Source organism: Actinoplanes sp. NPDC051851 (assembly GCF_040681165.1).
GTDB lineage: Bacteria > Actinomycetota > Actinomycetes > Mycobacteriales > Micromonosporaceae > Actinoplanes.
Map to the genome: position 1 here is coordinate 26,831 of NZ_JBFAYF010000070.1, position 18,245 is coordinate 45,075.

16 protein-coding genes and 1 pseudogene are annotated in these 18,245 nt (G+C 71.2%); 7 read left to right on the forward strand and 10 right to left on the reverse strand.

Annotation, left to right across the window (positions count from 1 at the left end; translation table 11 throughout):
* Positions 1-159: 159 nt before the first annotated feature.
* A complete protein-coding gene (locus AB0M08_RS40315; protein ID WP_364505461.1) occupies positions 160-756 on the reverse strand; it encodes a TetR family transcriptional regulator in 597 nt (198 codons plus the stop codon).
* Between the two features lie 62 nt (positions 757-818).
* On the opposite strand from AB0M08_RS40315, the gene AB0M08_RS40320 reads away from it, so the two are divergent.
* Positions 819-2,582, forward strand: coding sequence for an FAD-dependent oxidoreductase (locus AB0M08_RS40320; RefSeq protein ID WP_364505463.1), 1,764 nt, complete (start codon positions 819-821; stop codon positions 2,580-2,582).
* A 27-nt stretch (positions 2,583-2,609) separates the two neighbouring features.
* On the opposite strand, the gene AB0M08_RS40325 is transcribed toward AB0M08_RS40320, so the two are convergent.
* The 5 genes from AB0M08_RS40325 to AB0M08_RS40345 form a co-directional block, all read right to left on the reverse strand.
* Entirely contained in the window at positions 2,610-3,530 is a 921-nt protein-coding gene (locus AB0M08_RS40325; protein ID WP_364505465.1) for a hypothetical protein, read from the reverse strand.
* A 234-nt stretch (positions 3,531-3,764) separates the two neighbouring features.
* Positions 3,765-4,739 carry a WXG100 family type VII secretion target gene (locus tag AB0M08_RS40330; RefSeq protein ID WP_364505467.1) on the reverse strand — a complete coding sequence of 325 codons (975 nt, stop codon included), beginning with the start codon at positions 4,737-4,739 and terminating at the stop codon, positions 3,765-3,767.
* Entirely contained in the window at positions 4,736-5,041 is a 306-nt protein-coding gene (locus AB0M08_RS40335) for a hypothetical protein (protein WP_364505469.1), read from the reverse strand. Before AB0M08_RS40335 ends, AB0M08_RS40330 begins: the two co-directional genes overlap by 4 nt.
* On the reverse strand, positions 5,038-5,535 hold the full coding sequence (locus AB0M08_RS40340; RefSeq protein WP_364505471.1) for a YbaB/EbfC family nucleoid-associated protein: 498 nt from the start codon (positions 5,533-5,535) through the stop codon (positions 5,038-5,040). The genes AB0M08_RS40335 and AB0M08_RS40340 overlap by 4 nt, the downstream gene beginning before the upstream one ends.
* Positions 5,536-5,821: 286 nt before the next feature.
* Positions 5,822-7,210: an FAD/NAD(P)-binding protein gene (locus tag AB0M08_RS40345; protein ID WP_364505473.1), complete on the reverse strand. Its 1,389-nt coding sequence runs from the start codon at positions 7,208-7,210 to the stop codon at positions 5,822-5,824.
* A 606-nt stretch (positions 7,211-7,816) separates the two neighbouring features.
* Between AB0M08_RS40345 and AB0M08_RS40350 the strand changes: the two are divergent.
* Positions 7,817-7,973: pseudogene (locus AB0M08_RS40350) on the forward strand (MBL fold metallo-hydrolase); the annotation flags it as partial.
* 209 nt (positions 7,974-8,182) lie between these two features.
* Here AB0M08_RS40350 and AB0M08_RS40355 read toward each other — a convergent pair.
* A complete protein-coding gene (locus AB0M08_RS40355) occupies positions 8,183-9,970 on the reverse strand; it encodes a rhamnogalacturonan lyase (protein WP_364505474.1) in 1,788 nt (595 codons plus the stop codon).
* 100 nt (positions 9,971-10,070) lie between these two features.
* Positions 10,071-10,736 (reverse strand): MerR family transcriptional regulator, encoded by a 666-nt coding sequence (locus AB0M08_RS40360; RefSeq protein ID WP_364505476.1) that lies wholly within the window; start codon positions 10,734-10,736, stop codon positions 10,071-10,073.
* Positions 10,737-10,800: 64 nt separating this feature from the next.
* Here AB0M08_RS40360 and AB0M08_RS40365 point away from each other — a divergent pair, with 64 nt between their 5' ends.
* Entirely contained in the window at positions 10,801-12,300 is a 1,500-nt protein-coding gene (locus AB0M08_RS40365) for a DUF6194 family protein (RefSeq protein WP_364505478.1), read from the forward strand.
* Between the two features lie 50 nt (positions 12,301-12,350).
* On the opposite strand, the gene AB0M08_RS40370 is transcribed toward AB0M08_RS40365, so the two are convergent.
* Positions 12,351-12,764, reverse strand: coding sequence for an HIT family protein (locus AB0M08_RS40370; RefSeq protein ID WP_364505480.1), 414 nt, complete (start codon positions 12,762-12,764; stop codon positions 12,351-12,353).
* A 328-nt stretch (positions 12,765-13,092) separates the two neighbouring features.
* Between AB0M08_RS40370 and AB0M08_RS40375 the strand changes: the two genes are divergently transcribed.
* Positions 13,093-13,296, forward strand: a complete 204-nt coding sequence (locus AB0M08_RS40375; RefSeq protein ID WP_364505482.1) for a hypothetical protein — start codon at positions 13,093-13,095, stop codon at positions 13,294-13,296.
* Between the two features lie 46 nt (positions 13,297-13,342).
* Here AB0M08_RS40375 and AB0M08_RS40380 read toward each other — a convergent pair whose 3' ends face one another.
* Positions 13,343-15,106, reverse strand: a complete 1,764-nt coding sequence (locus AB0M08_RS40380; RefSeq protein WP_364505484.1) for a metallophosphoesterase — start codon at positions 15,104-15,106, stop codon at positions 13,343-13,345.
* A gap of 225 nt (positions 15,107-15,331) precedes the next feature.
* Between AB0M08_RS40380 and AB0M08_RS40385 the strand changes: the two genes are divergently transcribed.
* The 3 genes from AB0M08_RS40385 (at position 15,332) to AB0M08_RS40395 (ending at position 18,141) form a co-directional block, all read left to right on the forward strand.
* Complete coding sequence (locus AB0M08_RS40385) at positions 15,332-15,868, forward strand: hypothetical protein (RefSeq protein WP_364505486.1); 537 nt, start codon at positions 15,332-15,334, stop codon at positions 15,866-15,868.
* A gap of 87 nt (positions 15,869-15,955) precedes the next feature.
* Positions 15,956-16,282 (forward strand): helix-turn-helix transcriptional regulator, encoded by a 327-nt coding sequence (locus AB0M08_RS40390; RefSeq protein WP_364505488.1) that lies wholly within the window; start codon positions 15,956-15,958, stop codon positions 16,280-16,282.
* Complete coding sequence (locus tag AB0M08_RS40395; RefSeq protein ID WP_364505490.1) at positions 16,279-18,141, forward strand: hypothetical protein; 1,863 nt, start codon at positions 16,279-16,281, stop codon at positions 18,139-18,141. Before AB0M08_RS40390 ends, AB0M08_RS40395 begins: the two co-directional genes overlap by 4 nt.
* The last annotated feature ends 104 nt before the right edge of the window (positions 18,142-18,245 follow it).

Consider the following 18,245-nt stretch of genomic DNA (forward strand, 5'->3'; position numbering starts at 1 on the left):
TACACCCCCACGACGTCGCCCTTCAGCCTTTCACTCACCCCGCGTCTGGCCGTCCGCATCGATTCCGGGCTTTTCCCGTACGCATTCACCTCGGCCGGCCCCGCACGTCGCCGGGGGCGAGATAGAGGGCGGCCGCACGGCGATGTCGCGAACGCTTCTTCACCGAAGCCGCCCGAAGGCAAGGTCGGCGTCGGCCACTGCCTCGGGGTGGACGTCGTCCGCCGTCCGCCCGTCGGCGATCTTCTGCCAGTTGGCCCGGGACAGCACCCGATGGACGGCGAGCGCCAGCGCCGCCCGCAGCCGCCCCTCGATGCCGTCGCCGAGAACGTCGGCCAGCGCCTGCTCGTCCTCCACCATGTACTGGTTCAGGCGGCCGGCCAGACTCGGCGTACCGAAGACCAGCCGGTGAAATGCGATCACCTGAGGGTGATCGTTGAGCCCGGTGACCGGGTCGCGCCGGTCCAGCCCCGCCCGGAAGTGCCCGTGCAACGCCTCCATCGGCGGCACCCCGGCCGGGCGTTCCCGGACGACCCGCGCGGACTCCCCGTGGTGATCGGCGAACCGGTGCAGCACCAGATCCTCCTTGCTGGGGAAGTAGCGGAAGAGCGTCGGCTTGGAGACCTCCGCCGCCGCGGCCACGTCGTTGATCGAGACCACGTCGAACCCCCGGGCCAGGAACAGATCGATCGCCGCGCCGGCGATGCCGTCCCTGGTCCGCGCCTTCTTACGGGCCCGCAGCCCGGTCTCCTCATTCACGCAACCACAGTAACATAAAAAACCCGGTTGCGTTTGTGACCGAGTAACGCTTTCATGGACGCATGACAGACGTACTCGTGGTCGGAGCCGGGCCCACCGGGCTCACCCTCGCCGTCGACCTGGCCCGCCGCGGCGCGGCCGTCCGCATCATCGATCGCGGTCCCACGTTCCCCACCGGCTCCCGCGGCAAGGGCTTGAGTCCCCGTTCGCTCGAGGTCCTCGACGACCTGGGCGTGGCCGACCGGATCTCGGCGTCCGGGGTGACCCACCTGCCGCACCGGAAGTATCAGGGCACCGAGGTGACCGCCGAGGTCGACCCGGAGGCGGGCATCGTGCCCACACCCGGCGTCCCCTATCCGACCACGGTGCTGATCCCCCAGTGGCGGGTCGAGCAGATCCTGCGCGACCGCCTCGCCGAGTTCGGCGTCACCGTCGAACTCGGCACCGAGCTACGAGCCTTCCACCAGCACGCCGACGGCGTCACCGCCACGATCAGCGGCGCCGACGGGTCGGCCGGCGCGGACACTCCCGCCGTCGGCGCCGGCGGTACGGCCGACGGCGCGGTCCGGAGCAGCACGCCCGGCGGCATGATCCGGGACGGCGCGGTCCGGGACAGCACCGCCGACGACATGGTCCGGGACGGCACGGGCCGGGACAGCACCGCCGGCGGCGCGGTCCGGGACAGCACGATCGAGGCGCGATATCTGGTCGGGTGCGACGGCGGGCGGAGCACCGTTCGGCGGGCGCTCGGGCTGGCCATGCGCGGGGAGACGCCGGATGTGCAGCTGATGGCCGTCGGGGATGTCGAGGTGGAGGGGCTGAGCCGCGACGTCTGGCACCAGTGGTTCGCCGGCGGCGAGGCGATGATGCTCTGCCCGCTGCCCGGCACGAGGTCGTTCCAGGTGCAGGCCTCGCATGAGCTCGACGCGGAGGGCGTCCCGCTCGCGCCCACCCTGGAGCGGTTCCAGCGGACCTTCGATCGCGTCACCGGTGTGCCCGGGGTTCGGCTGCACAACCTGACCTGGCGATCGACCTACCGTGTCAACGTTCGCATGGTCGACCGGCTCCGCAGCGACCGGGTCTTCCTCGCCGGCGACGCCGCCCACATCCACCCGATCGCCGGTGGTCTCGGGATGAACATCGGGATCCAGGACGCCTACAACCTCGGCTGGAAACTCGGCCTGGTCCTCGCCGGGCGGGCCTCCGACGCGCTGCTCGACACCTACGAGGAGGAGCGGCTCCCGATCGCGAGCCGGCTCCTCGACATCACGTCCGAGCGGCTCGCCGTGGTCCTCGACGCGGTGAAGCAGAGGGGCGGCGGGATCGACGCCGTCGCCACTCCCGAGCTGACCCAGCTGGCCGTCAACTACCCGTGGAGTCGCCTCTCGCGCGACCGCACCGCGAAATCCACCGCGATCCGCCCCGGCAACCGGGCACCCGACGCGTCAGGCCGACTGTTCGACCTCTTCCGCGGGCCGCACTTCACCCTGCTCCACGTCCCGGCCAAGGCCGCTCGCACGCCCGGGGTGGAACAGGCGACCACCGGATCCAGGCTGGAGGTGGAACAGGCAACCACCGCATCCGGGCTGGAGAAGGCGGCAACCGCATCCGGGGCGGCGCAGACCACCAGCACACCCACGGTGAAGGAGGCCGTCACCGTGTCCGGGCTTGCCGTCGTCCACTCGCACGTGGTCGAGCCCGATGGGCACGTGACGGCCGCCTACGGCACCGGCGTCCAGGTCCTGGTCCGGCCGGACGGGTATGTCGCCATGGTCGCCGAGGACACCGACAAATCCGCGGTCGACGACTACCTCGGGGCGTTGTGATGCCCGTTCATCCCGCCGGCGGCGGTGTCACCGTGATGATGGCTGTTCGCCGGGCGGACCAGGGTGCGGCTGGAGGGCAGCGGCCATCCGGTCGGCCGGTTCACCCAGGCCCAGCGAGACGATCAGCCAGGACTGGTCGGCGAACCAGAGCATCACCCGGGGCATGTGCTCCACCGGCGGTGCGGGGACGGCCACGATCGAGGTGGGCGGGCACTCGAAGACCGGGAGCACCGAGCCGGAGAAGCCGTTCCGCTCGTCCTTGTCCTGAGTATTCGATACGAGCTTCCAGAGGGAGGTGCCCAGACCGACACCGATGCGCAGCAGTTGCCGCAGCGGCTGGCCGGGCGTGTAGTGCGAGCCGGACGCCGGCTCCGGATCGGCGAACAGCACCACACGCTGGTCGGTGCGGGCGACCCAAGCCGGGCGATGGCCGTAATCCATGGTCGCGTGGCGGTTGAGCACGTCGAGCAGGTGACCGGCCTGGCTGTTCTTGACGCCGCAGAAGATGTGGCCGTATCTGCGGGCGATCTGCTCCTTGCCCATCAGCGTGGACGGGGAGTAATCCTCCTGTGGGATGCCGAGCGCGGTCGAGAACAGCGCCCAGCCGACGCCCTCCTCGCGGGCCGCCCTGGTGAAGCCGGCGAAGGGGTTGAGGCTGTTGAGCACGTCGCCGGGGGTCGGCGGCGGCTCCTCCAGGCCCGGCGAGCGGAGCAGCATGCTGTGCGCGAGCAGCCGTTCGCCCGGGCGCAGCACGGCCCGGATGGCCTCGCCCGCCCGGCGCTGGTCGTCCGCCAGCACCGCCGTGCTGGCCCCGGCCTGCGGGTTGGCCCCGGCCTGCGGGTTCGCCCCGGCCTGCGGGTTCGCCCCGATGGACGGATGGGGCGCGCTCGCTCCGGGCGGCGGGTTCTCCGCGTTCGGGCCGGTGGGTGCGTTCGGCGCGTCCGTCAAGGCGGTGTCCTTTCGCTGTTCGGGGCGGCGCGCAGGGCGCCGGCCCGGAGGATCGTCGGTCGAGTAGGGACGTCCGTTGAACAGAAGATGTCCGTTGAACAGAAGACGTCTGCCGAGCAGGGGCGTCCGTTGAGCAGAAGACGTCTGTTGAGCAGGAGACGTCTCGAGCAGGGACGTCCGTCGAGCTTGGGATGAAAGGGGATGGTGCCCGAGCCCTGGGATTCGACCCGGGTGTCAGTCAGGAAGGTATTCGCGGGCCTTCTGGATGTAGGGGTCGACGGTTTCCTTGGCCTTGTCCACGTAGGGGTCGACCGTCTCCTCGACCTTGTCCAGGTACGGGTCGGCCTTGTCCGCTATGGGGTCGACGTATTCGCTGATCTTCTGGCGCATCGGGTCGTCGTTGCCGTCGATGCCGCTGCGGCGGTCGTCGAACTCCTCGGCGGCGGTGTGGATGCCGTATTGGAGGATGTCGCCGGCCATGGTGGTGAAAGCGCCGAACTTGGAGTGGTTCAGGCCGGTGAGGTCGCCGATCACGCCGGAGATCTGCTTCTTGATCAGCTTGGCGGCAAACTTCTCCAGGCGGCTGCCGGCCTTCAACTCGTTGTAGACCTTGCGGAATTCCCAGAGAGCCTTACGGAGGTCGTTCAGGTACTTGACACAGCGGGCCACGAAAACCGAGGACGTCGCCGGGGCGGCACCGCCGAGAAAGCCCACCTCGGAGGCGCCGAGCGTTTCCGGGGCCAGGATCTGCGCGACGATCCACTCGACGATCAGCCACTCGACGAGTTCGCGGATCGTGTCCTGGAGGAGCTGCTCGTAGGCGGAGAGCAGCTCGGCGATCTGCTCCATCGTGCGGGCCGTCTCGCGCATGCGCTTGGCGACGTCGCGGAGGTGCTCCTCGGTCTCGGTCAGGCTCTTCTGCGCGGCGGTGCCGGCGTCGCCCTTCCACCGGGTGGCGAGCGTCTGGCGCTGACCGGCCAGGTCACCGGCGACCTTCTCCACCTCGGCGGCGACCGCGTTCCAGGCCTTGGACTTCGCCTGGAGCTGGTCCGGGTCGCCGATGGCCAGTTCGAAGACCTCGATCAGCGGCTGGACGAACGGCCACAGGATGGCGTCCATGACATTGTTGACCGCGTTGACCAGGCCGCCGGCCCGGTTGGCGACGAACTGGGCGCCGTCGACGACCGTGGTGGCAACACCGTCGCTCACAGGATCTTCCCGAACTCGTCGGCGTGCTTCTCGTCCGTGGTCCGGTACGCGGCGGCGTTGGACTCCAGCAGCGCGGCGGCCCGTTCGAGCAGCGCGGCGCCCTCGGCGATCTCCCGGATCGACTCCTCCAGCTGCTGCTGGTAACCGTCGTTCAGGCCGACCAGATTGCCGATCTGACCGTACGCGTCACTGGTGACCGCGCCCTCCTGGAGCTTCGCCACCTGGGCCTGCAGCGTCGTGCCGCCGGCCCGGATCGCGACGGCGGCCTCGTCCAGCACGTCGGGGTCGACCTCGAAGCTCATCGCGCACCACCGTTTTCGCGACCGAACTGCGGTGATCCGGCGGCACGGACGGAGTGCGGTGAGCGAGGCCCGCTCGTGGACTGCCGGTTGCCGTTCTCGCGGCTGAACTCGCGCAGGGAGGTGCGGGCGGAGTCGAGCTCCTGATCGTCCGGGGTGTCGTAGTCGGCGAGGCGGGCCGTCAGGTCGATGCGGTCGCCGACGATCGGCTGCAGGGTCGCGCTCAGGGCCTCGGCGCCGTTGCGGGCGGCCTCGTGGATCGTCGCGACGATCGCGTCGGCGAGGTCCTCCGGGGCCAGGCGGTAGGCGGTGCGGCCCAACTCCAGCGAACGGATCATCCCGGACGGTGCGACCACGGCGCGCACCTCGCCGCCGGGTGAGGAGGCCTCCCCGCTGATCTCGGTGAGCTCGTCCCGGATGTCTTTGATCTTCTCGAGGCGGGACATGGTGTCCTGCACCGTTCGTGCCAGCCAGTCGGTCGACGTCTCGCGTTCCATGTGTTCCTCCCCGTTGTCCCGCGAACCGCCGCCATGGTAACCGCGTGTCGCCGCAGGTCCGACGGGTGCTGGTCGATCTTCGGGGCGGGGCCAGCAAAGATCACTTTACGTGCTTCCTGTGATCACCCTGAGAAGCGACTGAGTGCGGTACGGGCGTCCACGAGCGAGGTCGGCCAGGAGAGGATGGATACGAGCGGCACGAGCGGCGGGGATGTGGGCTCGGCAGCCGCTGACGGGTCGGGAGAGAGCGTCAGCGGCTGCGGGAGCGTTACCGGCCGCGGGAGCGTTACCGGGGCTGGTTCTCCATCGGGGCCGGGAGCGCGGCCGTCAGCAGGTCGACCTGGGAGCGGACCTCGGGGACCGCGGTCGCCTCCCAGAGGTTGCCGCGGCGCAGGGGGCCGACGATCCAGAGGTTCGGCTGGATGCGGCCCAGGGCGTCGATCGCGCGGCCGTCCGGGTCGGCGTCCAGGCCCATGCCGTGCGGGCCCGGGCGGACCTGGCCGTCGGCGAGCAGGGCGGCGATCAGCGGGGTCGCGGCGGCCGGGAGCGGGCCGGGGCCGGTGCAGGTGATCACCGCGCCGTAGCGGAGCGGCGGGGAACCCTCGACGTGGACCGTCAGGCCGCCGTCCTCGTGCGGGACGACGGAGAGCAGGCGGCCGGGGCGTACCCGGAAGAGGCCCTTGTCCTCGAGGTCGGCGATGCGGGCGGCCACCGTGGGAGCCATGCGGTGCCGGTGGACCTCCCAGAAGCGGTGGCAGTGGCGGAGGAAACGCTCCTGTGCGGGCTGATCGAGAGCGGTCCAGAGGCGGTCGGCCTGGGCGCGGACGGCGTCCATCACGGCGGTCCAGTCGGCACCGGCCTGGACGGCGGCGCGGACCCGGCGGATCAGCGGGGCCAGCGTGCGGCTGGAGGGAAGAGCCAGCGTGACGGCGGGGGCGGGCAGCTCGGGGTGGGTCAGCGGGAGCAGGCCACGGCGGGACAGGGCCTCGACCGGGGCGCTCCGGCCGTCCCGGGTGAGGGTCAACGCCACGTCGACGGCGGTCAGACCCGTTCCGAGCAGCAGCACCGGCTGGTCGGCGGGGATCGCGTCGAGCGCGCCCTTGGCCCACGGGTCGGCGACGAACTCCACGCTGCGCAGCGCGTCCTCGCTGATGCCGGCGGGCGGGCGCGGCGGGGCGCTGCCGACGGCGAGCACCACGTGGTCGGCGCGGACCTCGGCGCCGTGGTCGTCGGTGACCAGGAAACCACCGGCGTCGGCGCGGATCGAGGTGGCCATCGCGATGGTGTGGCGCAGGCGGGCACCGGCCTCGGCGGCGGTCGCGGCGTACTGGGCGGAGAGGTAGTCGCCGAAGCGGACCCGGGGCAGGAAGTCGGTGGCCTCGAAGAGCAGCCCCCGCTCGCGGCACCAGCGGACCAGGTGCCGGGGATCGGCGGAGTCGGCGCTCATCGCCCCGGCGCGGGAGTTCAGCAGATGCCAGGGTTCGGCGGCCCCGTACGCGACGCCACGACCGGGCGAAGATTCGGGGGCGATCAATGTTGTCCGCCATGTGGTACGGCGGAGGATGGCGCGGGTGGCGAGCGCACCGGCCGCCCCGCCGCCGATGATCGTGACAACGCCGGCATGGGAGTCGGAGAGCTCCGCGAGAGCCGGTTGGCGGACGACGGTGCTGGTCACGAGCGCACCGCCGTCCATCGACACGTGGTGCTGCAGAGTGGCGGCATCGGTTCCTCCCGGGGTTCCCGACCGGCACTGGTCGGCGTGGTTCGTCTGTCGGCCGGCGTTGTGCGACCTTATCCGGCGGCGGTGGAGCCTCCGTGCGGCCCCAGCAAACCATATATCCTCTCTGCTTTATAGGCTATCCGACCTGTGAGTTCTCCTTGATCATTTCTTGTCGCCCGGCGGTAGGTCGACCCTCATCGAAAGTCTTCCGTAGAAACCCCCGGCTTCAACCGTGGGGAGGAAACGGACTCCCTGCGGAGCAGGACAAGGAAAGCCGGTTCGCCGCCACGGCGAATCCGGCGTCCCACCCGCGCGGGGTCCACGTGGACAGATGTGCTAAATTTTCAGGCGTCCGGTCGGTGAGAACCAAACCGATCGGAGTGAACGAGTGTTGTCGAGGTTTTGCCACGGCGGAACGTGACCGTGCCAGTGCTGACGACGTGAGACATGCGGTCGGCCACCCTGCGGGGCGGCGGGTCGGGTGCGGTCTGAGCTGGGAAATCCCCCGGATTTATCCGTGGGGATGGCGTTAAGAAGGTCCACCACCTCAACTGCGGCACGATGCGCCCGCCCGCGACGCCCGACGGGCTGATCTGTCATGTCCTCCTGGCCGAGGGCCCGGACGGCCTGGTCCTGGTCGACACGGGGTTCGGGCTCCAGGACATCGCCGACCCCGCACGGCGCCCTCGGACCGGCCCGCCACCTGATCCGGCCGGTGTTCTCCCTCCGCAGAGAAAAGGCGCGGGGTGCGGGGTGCGGGGTGCGAAGGTGGGGGCGGACGCTGACAGCGTGACCGCTCACGCACGTCGCCCCGGAGGGCTTCGCGGTCTGGACGCGTCAGCGGCCAGCGAAGCTCTCCGGGGCCCTCGGCGGGAGCGGCGGTCTGTACCCACCACTCGGCTGCGACAGGAAGTTGATCCTGAGGGGTCAGCTCATCGAGAAGCTGGGGTGCGGGGGCTGGTTGTAGGCGGTGTTCTGCCAGGCCACGGCCTCGCGGTACATGCGGTCCTGCATCAGGGAGACGTGGGAGATGCTCGTCGAGTCCGTCGTCGAATAGATGCGGAGCGCGGTGTTGTCCGTTGTCGGCCAGATGACCTCCTCGCGCCAGTCGCCGAGGATGTCGGCCTGCAGGGACGGGGTGGCCTTGGTGCTGTTGTTCGAGTGGACGCCGCTGGCGGTGAGCAGGCGGGTGTCGGCGGAGGTGCCGTACTTGTCGATGTGGGTGTCGTCGAGCAGTTCGCGCTGAGCGTCGCCGTCCCACCAGATGACGAAGTTCGTGCTGGACGGCTTGCGACCGATATTGACACCCGCGGCGCTGTACAGGCCGCTGACCGCCGAGGACCAGGACTCGGCGCCGGCGCTGCCCGCGTAGATGTCGTCCGAGACGCCGCGGCCGTTGTCGCAGCCGCAGGACGCGTTGGACCAGATGATCGCGCCGGTCTTGGCGTCGGCCATCCACGCGGCGAGCTTGCTGGTGTCCTCGTCGACCTTGAAGATCTCCAGGCCGGAGCGGCTCGGGATCAGGTCGCCCACGTGGTACGCGTCGCCGTGGCCCTGGCCGTTGACCCAGAGGCCGTAGCCGTTGTCGTCGACCGCCATCGCGCCGTAGAGGATCTCGTCCTTGCCGTCGGCGTCCACGTCGGCGATGGAGAGCTGATGGTTGCCCTGGCCGGTCCAGGCGGAACCGTTCGTCGACGAGTTGCTGTCGAAGGTCCACTTCCGGGTCAGCGCGCCGTTGCGGTAGTCCCACGCGACGATCACCGAGCGGGTGTAGTAGCCGCGCGCCATGATGATGCTCGGGTACGAACCGTTGATGTACGCGGTCCCGGCCAGGAACCGGTCCACCCGGTTGCCGTAGCTGTCACCCCAGGAGCTGACGGTCCCGCGCGGGGGCACGTAGTCCGCGGTCGCCATCGCCTTGCCGGTCTGCCCGTTGAAAACGGTCAGGTACTCCGGGCCGGAGAGGATGTAACCCGACGAGTTCCGGTAGTCGGCGGTCGAGCTGCCGATCACCACGCCGGTCCCGTCGACGGTGCCGTCGGCGGTCTTCATGACCACCTCGGCCTTCGAGTCGCCGTCGTAGTCGAAGACCTGGAACTGGGTGTAGTGCGCGCCGGCCCGGATGTTCTTCCCCAGGTCGAGGCGCCACAGCCGGGTGCCGTTCAGCTCGTACGCGTCGATGTAGACGTCGCCGGTGTACCCGGACTGCGAGTTGTCCTTCGAGTTCGTCGGATCCCACTTGAGCACGATCTCGTAGGCGCCGTCGCCGTCCAGGTCACCCACGGACGCGTCGTTCGCGGTGTACGTGTAGGAGACGCCGTCGGGGGTGGTTCCGCCGGACGGCGCCTGGATCGGGACGTCCTGGTACGCCGCGGCGAGCGAGACCGTCGGGTCGGCGGCGGACGCGAGCGAGACGCCGTCGCTCACCGGGCGCACCGTGTAGGTGGCGCCGACGGGTGCTCCGGCGTCGGTGAAGTTGGTGCCGCTCGTGGTGTCGACCTTGGTCGAGCCGCGGTAGACGTCGAACGTCACGTCCGCGGGGTCGGACTTCAGCAGCCGCCAGGAGAGGAAGTTGCCGGTGGTGGTGCGGAGACTGATCAGGCCGCGGTCGAGGTTCTCGGTGGTGCTGGTCGTGTCGGCCGCCGCGGTGGTCGCCGGTGCGACGACCAGGCCCGCGAGCAGGAGTGCCGTGGCTACGCCGGGTAAGACGCGCATGGGGATTCCCAACATGGTCGGGGACGGGGGATGACGTGTTCGGCGCGACGAGGGGGATGCGCTGAATACGTTTTCCACGGAATCCGCAGTCTATCGATGGTTACAAATGCAAACAAGCGGAAACACGCGCGGAACCGAGGAGCATGGCCCGGCCACGAGCGGTGATCCGTTCCCGCCACCGGTCGATCGAGTCCGCGAGGGGGCCGGGGCCACCGGCGGCGTGCACCTGGGCGATCACCGCCGCGATCCGGTCCAGGGGGTAGCCGCCGCGGCGCAGCAGGTGAGCCAGGTCGGCGTCCCGGACGTCCTCGGGCGAGTAGGACCGCGCGGTCCGCACCCGGACCGGGGCGAGAATGCCGGCGCGCTCCCAGGTGCGCAGCGTGGCCGGGGTGATGCCGAGCCGGTGGGCGAGGGCGCCGATCGGGATCGGCCCTCCCGGAGTCGGTGCGGCGGCCGCGGCGACCTGCTCCAGGGTCTCCCGGTCGCGCTGGAGCTGCACGTGCGCCGCGTCGATCACGGCCAGGGCCGCCGGGAGGTCGTCGCGGAGGATCGCCCGCATGATCTCCCCCGCCGGGCCGTAGCCGAACCCGGGGATGAGCGCGACGTAGGCGGCCAGCGCGGCCCGGTGCTCCTCGGTGTAGATCCGGTAGCCGCTCGCGGTACGGGCGGCGGGCGGGATCACCCCGGCCTGCTCGTAGTTCCGGACCGCCTGCGCGGAGAGCCCGTGCGCACGCGCCAGGTCCACCGGCCGGGTTTGAGACTTCACGGGAGTTCTCCTGGGATTTCTGCACGGAAGTTTCAACGGGTGGTTCAACGATACGGTGAAGGTCATGCCTTTTGACACCGCGCTGCGGACGCTCGTCGACACCCACCGGCCGCACCTGCTCGCCCTCGGGGAGCCGTACCACGGGGAGCCCGCCTTCCCCCGCCTGCGCAACCGGATCCTGGAGACGCTCGCCGGTCTCGGCTTCCGGTCGATCGCGATCGAGTCGGACCGGGCCGCCGCGCTGGCCGTCGACGACTACGTGCAGGGCCGGCGCGACGACCTGGACCTGACGACCGGGATCAGCCACGGATGGGGCGCGCACCCGGCCACCCGCGAGCTGGTCGACTGGCTGCGGGCGTACAACGAGGGGCATCCGTCCCCCATTTCCTTCTACGGGTTCGACGCGCCCACCGAGATCACCGGTGCGCCCAGTCCCGGGCCGCTGCTGCGGTCGTTACGCGACCATCTCGGCGCCTCGGTGCCCGAACTGGACGACCTGGTCGGTGACGACGCCCGCTGGAGCGCCCCGGAGATCATGTACGACGCGGCGCGGTCGCCCGGTACGTCGCCGGAGGCCGCCGCGCTGCTGGTGATCGCGGAGGATCTCCGTACCCGGTCGGCCGGGGACGCCCGGGCCACGGTGCTCGCCACCACGGCGATCGGCCTGCTCACCTACCACGCCGCGATGGCCGAGCCGGGCACCCAGTCGGAGCGGATCGGCCGGATGCTCGCCACCCGGGACGCACTGATGGCCCGGAACCTGATGGACATCGTGGCCCTGGAACGCGACCGGGGACCGGTGCTGGCCGCGGCGAACAACGCGCACCTGCAGCGGCACCCGAGCACCTGGGACACCCACTGGGAGGGCCGGCACCTGGCGGCGCAGTGGAACGGCGCCGGGTCGATCGTGTCGCCGCTGCTCGGGGAGCGGTACGTGTACGTGGCCGGCAGTTACGGCGCGGGCCAGCCGGCGGTGGGCACCTATGAGGAACGGCTCGGCCCGCAGACCGGGATCTTCCCGCCGCCCGCCGGTCTCCGGGCCCGGACGACGGATCTGCTCGGGTACTTCCCGCTGGACGCCGCCACCGTGACCGGCTGCGAGGCGGTCCTGCACCTCGGCACCGAGCCCGGGGCGGTCGACGCGGCCCGGATCAGCGGCATGCCCGGGGTGACCGAGACCCGGATCCCCGCCGGCTCCGAGATGCCGCCGTACACCTGGGGCGACCGCTTCTTCTTCACCGGCACGGACCGCAAGCACCCGTTCGCCACGATCGTGTACCACGACATCCCGGACTTCGACACGCTCTCCGGCCTGTCCGCCCCGGACCGCTACCGCCTCAACGTCGAGGTCGGCCGCACCGAGTTCAACACCCTTTTCGGGTACGGCCCGGAGTCCTTCGCCGCGCAGCGCGCCACCATCGACTTCACCGCCGTGGACAGGTTGACGCCCCACCCGGCGTACGCGGTCCAGGGCTGGGCGAGCGTGGTCAACCCGGGCCCCTCGACGGCGGCCGAGGTGGAGCGCTTGGTGACGGCCGCCCGCATCCGCCATTCGCGCCGCTAGCACCCCGGCCTGGCCATCACGCGCTGTCGCACCGGCGTGCGGACGGCGCGTCAAAGCCGGACGTCGCGGAGCTTGCTCAAGATCCGTTCGAGGTCGCCGGGCGTCGCTCGCCGTCCGGCCCAGATCGGGCGGAGGCTATCACCGTGCCAGCGGGGAACCACGTGCGTGTGGAAGTGGGGTACCTCCTGCCCGCCGGCCTCACCGGTGGAGTTGTTGACGTTCATGCCGTCCGGCGCGAGGGCCGTTCTCAGCAGCGCGGCGACTCGGTGGACCATGTGGGACACGTCCTGATGGGTCTCGTCCGAGATCTCCCAGAGATCTCGGACGTGCCGGCGCGGAACCACCAGGCAGTGTCCCGGACTGGCCGGAGCGATGTCGAGGAACGCCAGGCAGTGTTCGTCCTCCAGAACGCGGTATGCAGGGGACTCGCCCTCGATGATCCGGCAGAAGACACATCCGTCCATACGCCAGATGATCGCACTGGACCCGACATCAGCACGAGCCGATATCCCCCGCACCGTCCGGGACCGCAGCCACGCGGTATGGAGGAACAATCGCGTGAGATCACCGCGGAAGGCACACGCGCGGTTCTGGAATGGCGGGTACGCGGAGGTGCGCGAATATCTCGACACCCTGCATGCCGCGCACGTCATCTTCGGCTCCGGGACAGGACGACGACGACGCGGAGCGCCACCCGTGGACGGAACCGCATTCCGCGTCGACGGCCCGCTGGACGGGAGGCGGAGTGCGGGGTGGTCGTACGCTCGGCTGGACCGAAAGTGGGAGGCCGGGATGGGTTTGTCGAGCCGGGAGTGCCCGGACTGTGGCCGTGGTGTCCGGGAGCCGTTCGAGAAGACGATCACCGGGCGTGAGGTCTGCCCGGACTGTGCGCGTGCCCTGTTCATGGGCTCGGCCGCCGGGGTGATCGCCGGGAACACCGGGTCCGGCTACGGGGTCTGGGCGATGCTCATGCGCAGGATCAGGCGCTCCGGCTGAGCGGCCGGGACGCCCCCGCCACCGGTCCGGCGGGGGCTGAATCCGATCAGGCCGTCGCCGTCTCCGGGGCGGACGAGGGGACGGACGGGGCGACCGGGGCGGCCGGGGACAGGACGATCGGGTCCTCGATCAGGTGGGCGTGCAGGCGGCCGACCGGCTCCAGCCAGGGCTCGTGTGGGGCGCCGTCCGGGTTCGTGCGCCAGCGCCGGGCCACCCGGCGGACGCCGATCGGGTAGATGGTCAGGGTGCCGTCGGCGGCCACGTGGAAGCGGAGGAAGGACTTCGAGTCGATGATGCCCTGGGCGGAGAAGAGCTCGTTCACGTTCACCCCGACCCGGGCGGCGAAGAGCAGGTAGACCGCGACCAGTTCGGTGCCGGCCAGGCCGGAGAGCACCCCGTAGACGATCAGCGCGGCGATCAGCGACCAGGGCCACGGCCACGCGTGCAGGGGTAGCTCCCACCAGGCCCAGGTGCCGAGCGCGGCGAGACCCAGCTGGGCCACGCCGTGCAGGAGGCCCATCATCCGGCGGCGCAGCCGGCCCTCGACCGAGTCGCTCAGGTGGGCGAACGCGTACGTGCCGGCGACCACCGCGGCGGCCAGGATGAAGAGCGGGACCAGGGCGAACTTCTGGATCGGGCTGCCGTAGCCGCTGCTGATCACGGCGCCGGCGGCGAGCATCATCGACGTGTGCACGGCGCCGAGCATGCCGATGAAGCTCGGGTTGTGCTTGGGGAGACGTCCGAAGATGCTTGCCGCGTACGCCTGGGAGAGCCGCTTGCCCGGGAACCGGGACGTGAGCCGGTACTCCTCCCGCGGCGAGGTGGTCTCGAGCGGCGGCGGGGGTACCTCGATCGTCTCCGGCAGCTGGTGGGTCGGGTACAGGTACGCCCCACCGCCGCCACAGGTGATCAGTTCCCGCTCCGCGCCGGTGTAGTGCGCGTAGTGGTGCCAGTCACCGGAGACCATCAGGCGGATCGCGGCGCCGCTCGGGGCGATCACGGTCCGCGCGAAGTAGTCCAGGGACTCGTAGACCTGGGGTACGTCGGCGCCCTGCACCCAGGTCGGGCTCGCGGACGCGATGATCACCTTGGTCTCCGGGCCGAACCCCTCCGCGACCCGCCCGAAGTACGCCAGCTGCGGGTCGTCGATGTACGTGGAGGCCTGGTCGTCGACGGCGAGCAGCCACCAGTTCCCGGGCAGTTCGACGGCGAAGTACGAGCGGGACTGCGGCAGCCGCCACCCGCCGATCCCGGAGCGCCTGGTGCCGGTGAAGAGCCGCTGGAACGCGGTGAGGCCGTCGTACCAGTCGTGGTTGCCGGGGAGCGCGTACATGCTCGGCGCGTCGCCGTCCGGCGGGGGCATCGGCAGCGCGGCCCGGTACGGCCCGACGAGGCGGTCCTCGTAGCGGTCGCTGCTCGGCGTCGGGTACACCTCGTCGCCGCCGAGCACCAGCACCCGGCCGCGCGGCAGCACCCGCTCCCCCACGGTCAGCTGCGGCTGGGCGAGCAGGTACGCGATCGAGTACGTCGCGTCGAACCCGTCCCCGAGGTCGGCCACGAAGTCGACCCAGCAGTCGCCGTCCGGGCCGGTCTCGGCGTGCACCTGGTCCGGGAAGGAGGCCTGCAGCTCCCGCTTGTCCAGGTAGCTGCCCTGGATCGAGGAGAGCGCGACCCGCAGGCCGGTCCCGGCGAGCTGCACCGGTGACAGCCAGGCGACCGGTTCCGCCGGGGTGAAGCCCAGCTCGACCGGCGTCTGATGACGCGGGCGGCGCGGCGGTGTCGGTGGTGCCTGCTCGGGACCGTTGGCCATGCTCTCGTTCCTCCCACCGAAGCCTGGTGTGCCGACCATGAGTACCAGAACGCGAATCGATGTCATCGACGAGGTCGGAAGACGGGAGCGGAAGACGCGGGCGGAAGACGGGAGCGGGAGGCGCGGGCGGACGGCCGGGCCGGAATCGGCTCAGGGTCAGGGCCTCTGCCCGGAGGGTCCGGCGCGGGTGGCAGTCTGGAGGCGAACAGGAAAGGCAGGAAGATCGTGAGCGATCAGATGCACGGAATCGAGACCGACGACGGGATCGGAGCGGCTCCGTCGGTGGCCCGGTTGCTGCTGGAACTCCGCGGCCGGGTCAAGATCGACGTCCGGCAGAACGGCCGGGCGCTGCAGGTGACCCCGCTGGGCGGCCGCAAGATAGCCCTGCGGATCCACCCCGGTGGCGCGGATGTCGCCGTCGAGCCGGCGTTAGCCGAGGAGCTCGCGCTCTCCATCGAGGGCGCGTACATCAAGGATCCGGACGACCCGAACTGCTTCGTGGTGGTCCCCGCCGAGCTGATCGACGACAACTACGACGCGCTCTTCGAGGCCTCGGTGCAGGCGGTCCAGCTGCGCGCCACGGCGACCACGACGGCGAAGGCCACCGGCAGCGGGACGGCGGCGGCCAAGACCACCACCGCGAAGAAGACGGCGACCAAGGCCGCGGCCAAACCGGCGCCCAAGCCCGAGCCGCCGATCTGCTCGAAGTGCCGGCAGTACCAGCTGCTGGCCAGTGGCGAGTGCCCGTCGGGCTACTGCTGACACGCCCCGGGTGCGGGCCAGTGGCCCGCACCCGCAGGTCACACCCTATGTAGAAAACCGGCTGAGGGTCGGCTAGGGTGTCACACCATGACGAGCCCAGTACGGGTGACCGCCGCCGTGTCCAAGGTCCTGGCCGCGTTCCTCGAGGACCCCGAGGCCGATCGCTACGGCCTCGACCTGATGCGCGCCACCGGTCATCCCAGCGGAACCCTCTACCCGATCCTGCTCCGCCTGCAGAACGCCGGCTGGGTCGAGGCGGTGTGGGAGGAGATCGACCCCGCCGAGGCCAGCCGCCCGGCGCGCCGCTACTACCGGCTCACCCCGGACGGGCTGATCGCCGCCCGTACCGAGATCGCCGACCTGCGCCGGCAGCTCGACCGCGCGCACATCGTGAGCAAGCCGAGTCCGGCGTGAGCGCGCCGATCCGGTTCGCGCACCGGTGCATAGACCTGGCCGCCCGCCGCTGGCCGGCCGAGCTGCGCGACGAGCTGGCCGCCGAGTGGCACGCGGAGCTGGCCGCCGCCGAGTCCGGCCGGCAGGCCCTCGGGTTCGCGCTCAGCCTGCTGATGTCCCCGCCGCTGAAGGACCGCAGCGGCGCGCCCCGCGGCTGGGCCGAGACCACCGGCGCGCTCACCCCGGCCGCCGCGCTGGTCGTCACCGGGATGCTCACGATCGGCGTCGCCCAGGTGGCGGAGATGCTGACCGGGATGATCGGGATCGACTCGTACGCGACGACCTGGTCCGCCACCCTCGCCTCCGGGCTGCTGACCGCGCTCTGGTGCGTGCTCGCCGGGCGCTGGCTGGGCCGCCGGATGCCCCTGGAGGGCGGCACCCGGTTCGCGCCGCTCCTGCTCGTCCCGGCGATCCTGGCGCCCACCTTCGCCGAGATGGATGCGACCTACCTGACCGGCCAGCTGATCGGTCTGGCGATCTGGGTACCCGGCATGATCTTCATCGGTCGCGGGCGCCCGGCCGTCGTCCTCGCCACGCCGCTGGTCGGTGCGCTCGCGGCCGTCGCGGCGACCGTGCCGATGATCGTCTCGGATGGCGGGGACCTGCACGGCATGGTCGCGTCCCTGCTGGTCCGGGAGCCACCGGCCGAGTACATGGTGATCGAGGACGGGCTCAGCAGCCGCGCGTTCTACTACCTCGGGCCCTGGGCGGTCACGCTCTGCACGTTCGGGCTCCTGGCATGGGCGTACACGAAAAGCTCCCTGAAGCCTCTCCCCCGGCGGATGACCGCCGTCGCGATCGACGGGCCGCGGACGCTGCCGCCGCTGGTGGTGAGCGTGGGCGTGGGGTGTGTCGCGCTCTCGGTGATCGCGTGGGCCTACACGCTCGCGATCCTGTCGCCCGCGATGCCCGGCGTCTCCGCGACGGCGCCGATGCCGGGCGGGGACGGCGAGATCTACCTCTGGGTCGCGGAGCTGCGCTGGACCGCGATCATCCTGACCGTTCTCGGTCTCGTGATCGCGGTCGCCGATCGCCGCCGGGTTCTGCCGGCCGCGGCGGTCCTCGGGGTGCTGCTCTTCGCCGCGAACGGCGTCCTGGTCCGGCTCGGCGTCGCGGGCGCCGGTGGGCTCCGGGTGGCCCTGGTGGCCGGCGCGGTCGCCGTCGGGCTCTCCTGGATCATCGCGGGTACGGCGCTGAGCAGCGACTACGCGGCTCGCGTGATCCGGCGGCGGGTCACCACCGGCGCGATGATCGCCGGTGCCTGCGGTCCGCTGATCCTGACCCAGGGCACGCCCGGGGTGAACCACCCGTTCCTGCCCGCCGGGCTGACGATCACCACGACCGGGCTGGCGGTGCTCGGCGTGCTGCTCGCGCTGATTCCGGCGGTGGTGGTCAGCGGGCGGACCCGGGCCGCCTGGCTGATCGCGCTGCCGCTCGCCGTCGCGCTCGTCGCGGGGCTGGCGCCGGTCGACCCGGGGGTGGAGGATTCCGGGTACGCGCTGCTCGGCGGCCTGATCGGGGTGCCGCTGTCGGTGGTCGTGCTGGGGTTGATGCGCGGCCGGCGGGTGATCCGCTGGGGCCTGCTGACCGTGGCCGCGGTGCCGCTCTCCGCGGTGCTCTGGTACGGGGCGATCTTCGTGGCCGGCATGGTGCCCGACCTGCTCTTCGCCAGCGAAGGGCTGGGCTATCCGGCGGACGGCCTCTCCGCGGTGCCGGGCGCGGTCCTGCTGATGCTGCCGTTCGCGGCGCTGGCGTCCACCCGCCCCGATCCCGCCCCGTCCCCGGCACCCCTCGCGCCCCTCGCTCCGGTGCCTTCCTGACAGCTTCTCGGCTGGTGCTCCGGGGTGAGTCAGGCCGCCCGTCACACACCGGAGCCCCCGCCAGCACCGGCAAGAGCCTGGGGGTGAGGATCAAGTCATGGCGG

Bases quoted from the DNA above. Each gene is read 5' to 3' on its own strand.
- AB0M08_RS40365 (WP_364505478.1), top strand. From the start codon at position 10,801: ATGCCTTTTGACACCGCGCTGCGGACGCTCGTCGACACCCACCGGCCG.
- AB0M08_RS40370 (WP_364505480.1), bottom strand. From the start codon at position 12,764: ATGGACGGATGTGTCTTCTGCCGGATCATCGAGGGCGAGTCCCCTGCA.
- AB0M08_RS40380 (WP_364505484.1), bottom strand. From the start codon at position 15,106: ATGGCCAACGGTCCCGAGCAGGCACCACCGACACCGCCGCGCCGCCCG.
- AB0M08_RS40340 (WP_364505471.1), bottom strand. From the start codon at position 5,535: ATGGAACGCGAGACGTCGACCGACTGGCTGGCACGAACGGTGCAGGAC.
- AB0M08_RS40390 (WP_364505488.1), top strand. From the start codon at position 15,956: ATGACGAGCCCAGTACGGGTGACCGCCGCCGTGTCCAAGGTCCTGGCC.
- AB0M08_RS40355 (WP_364505474.1), bottom strand. From the start codon at position 9,970: ATGCGCGTCTTACCCGGCGTAGCCACGGCACTCCTGCTCGCGGGCCTG.
- AB0M08_RS40375 (WP_364505482.1), top strand. From the start codon at position 13,093: ATGGGTTTGTCGAGCCGGGAGTGCCCGGACTGTGGCCGTGGTGTCCGG.
- AB0M08_RS40335 (WP_364505469.1), bottom strand. From the start codon at position 5,041: ATGAGCTTCGAGGTCGACCCCGACGTGCTGGACGAGGCCGCCGTCGCG.
- AB0M08_RS40320 (WP_364505463.1), top strand. From the start codon at position 819: ATGACAGACGTACTCGTGGTCGGAGCCGGGCCCACCGGGCTCACCCTC.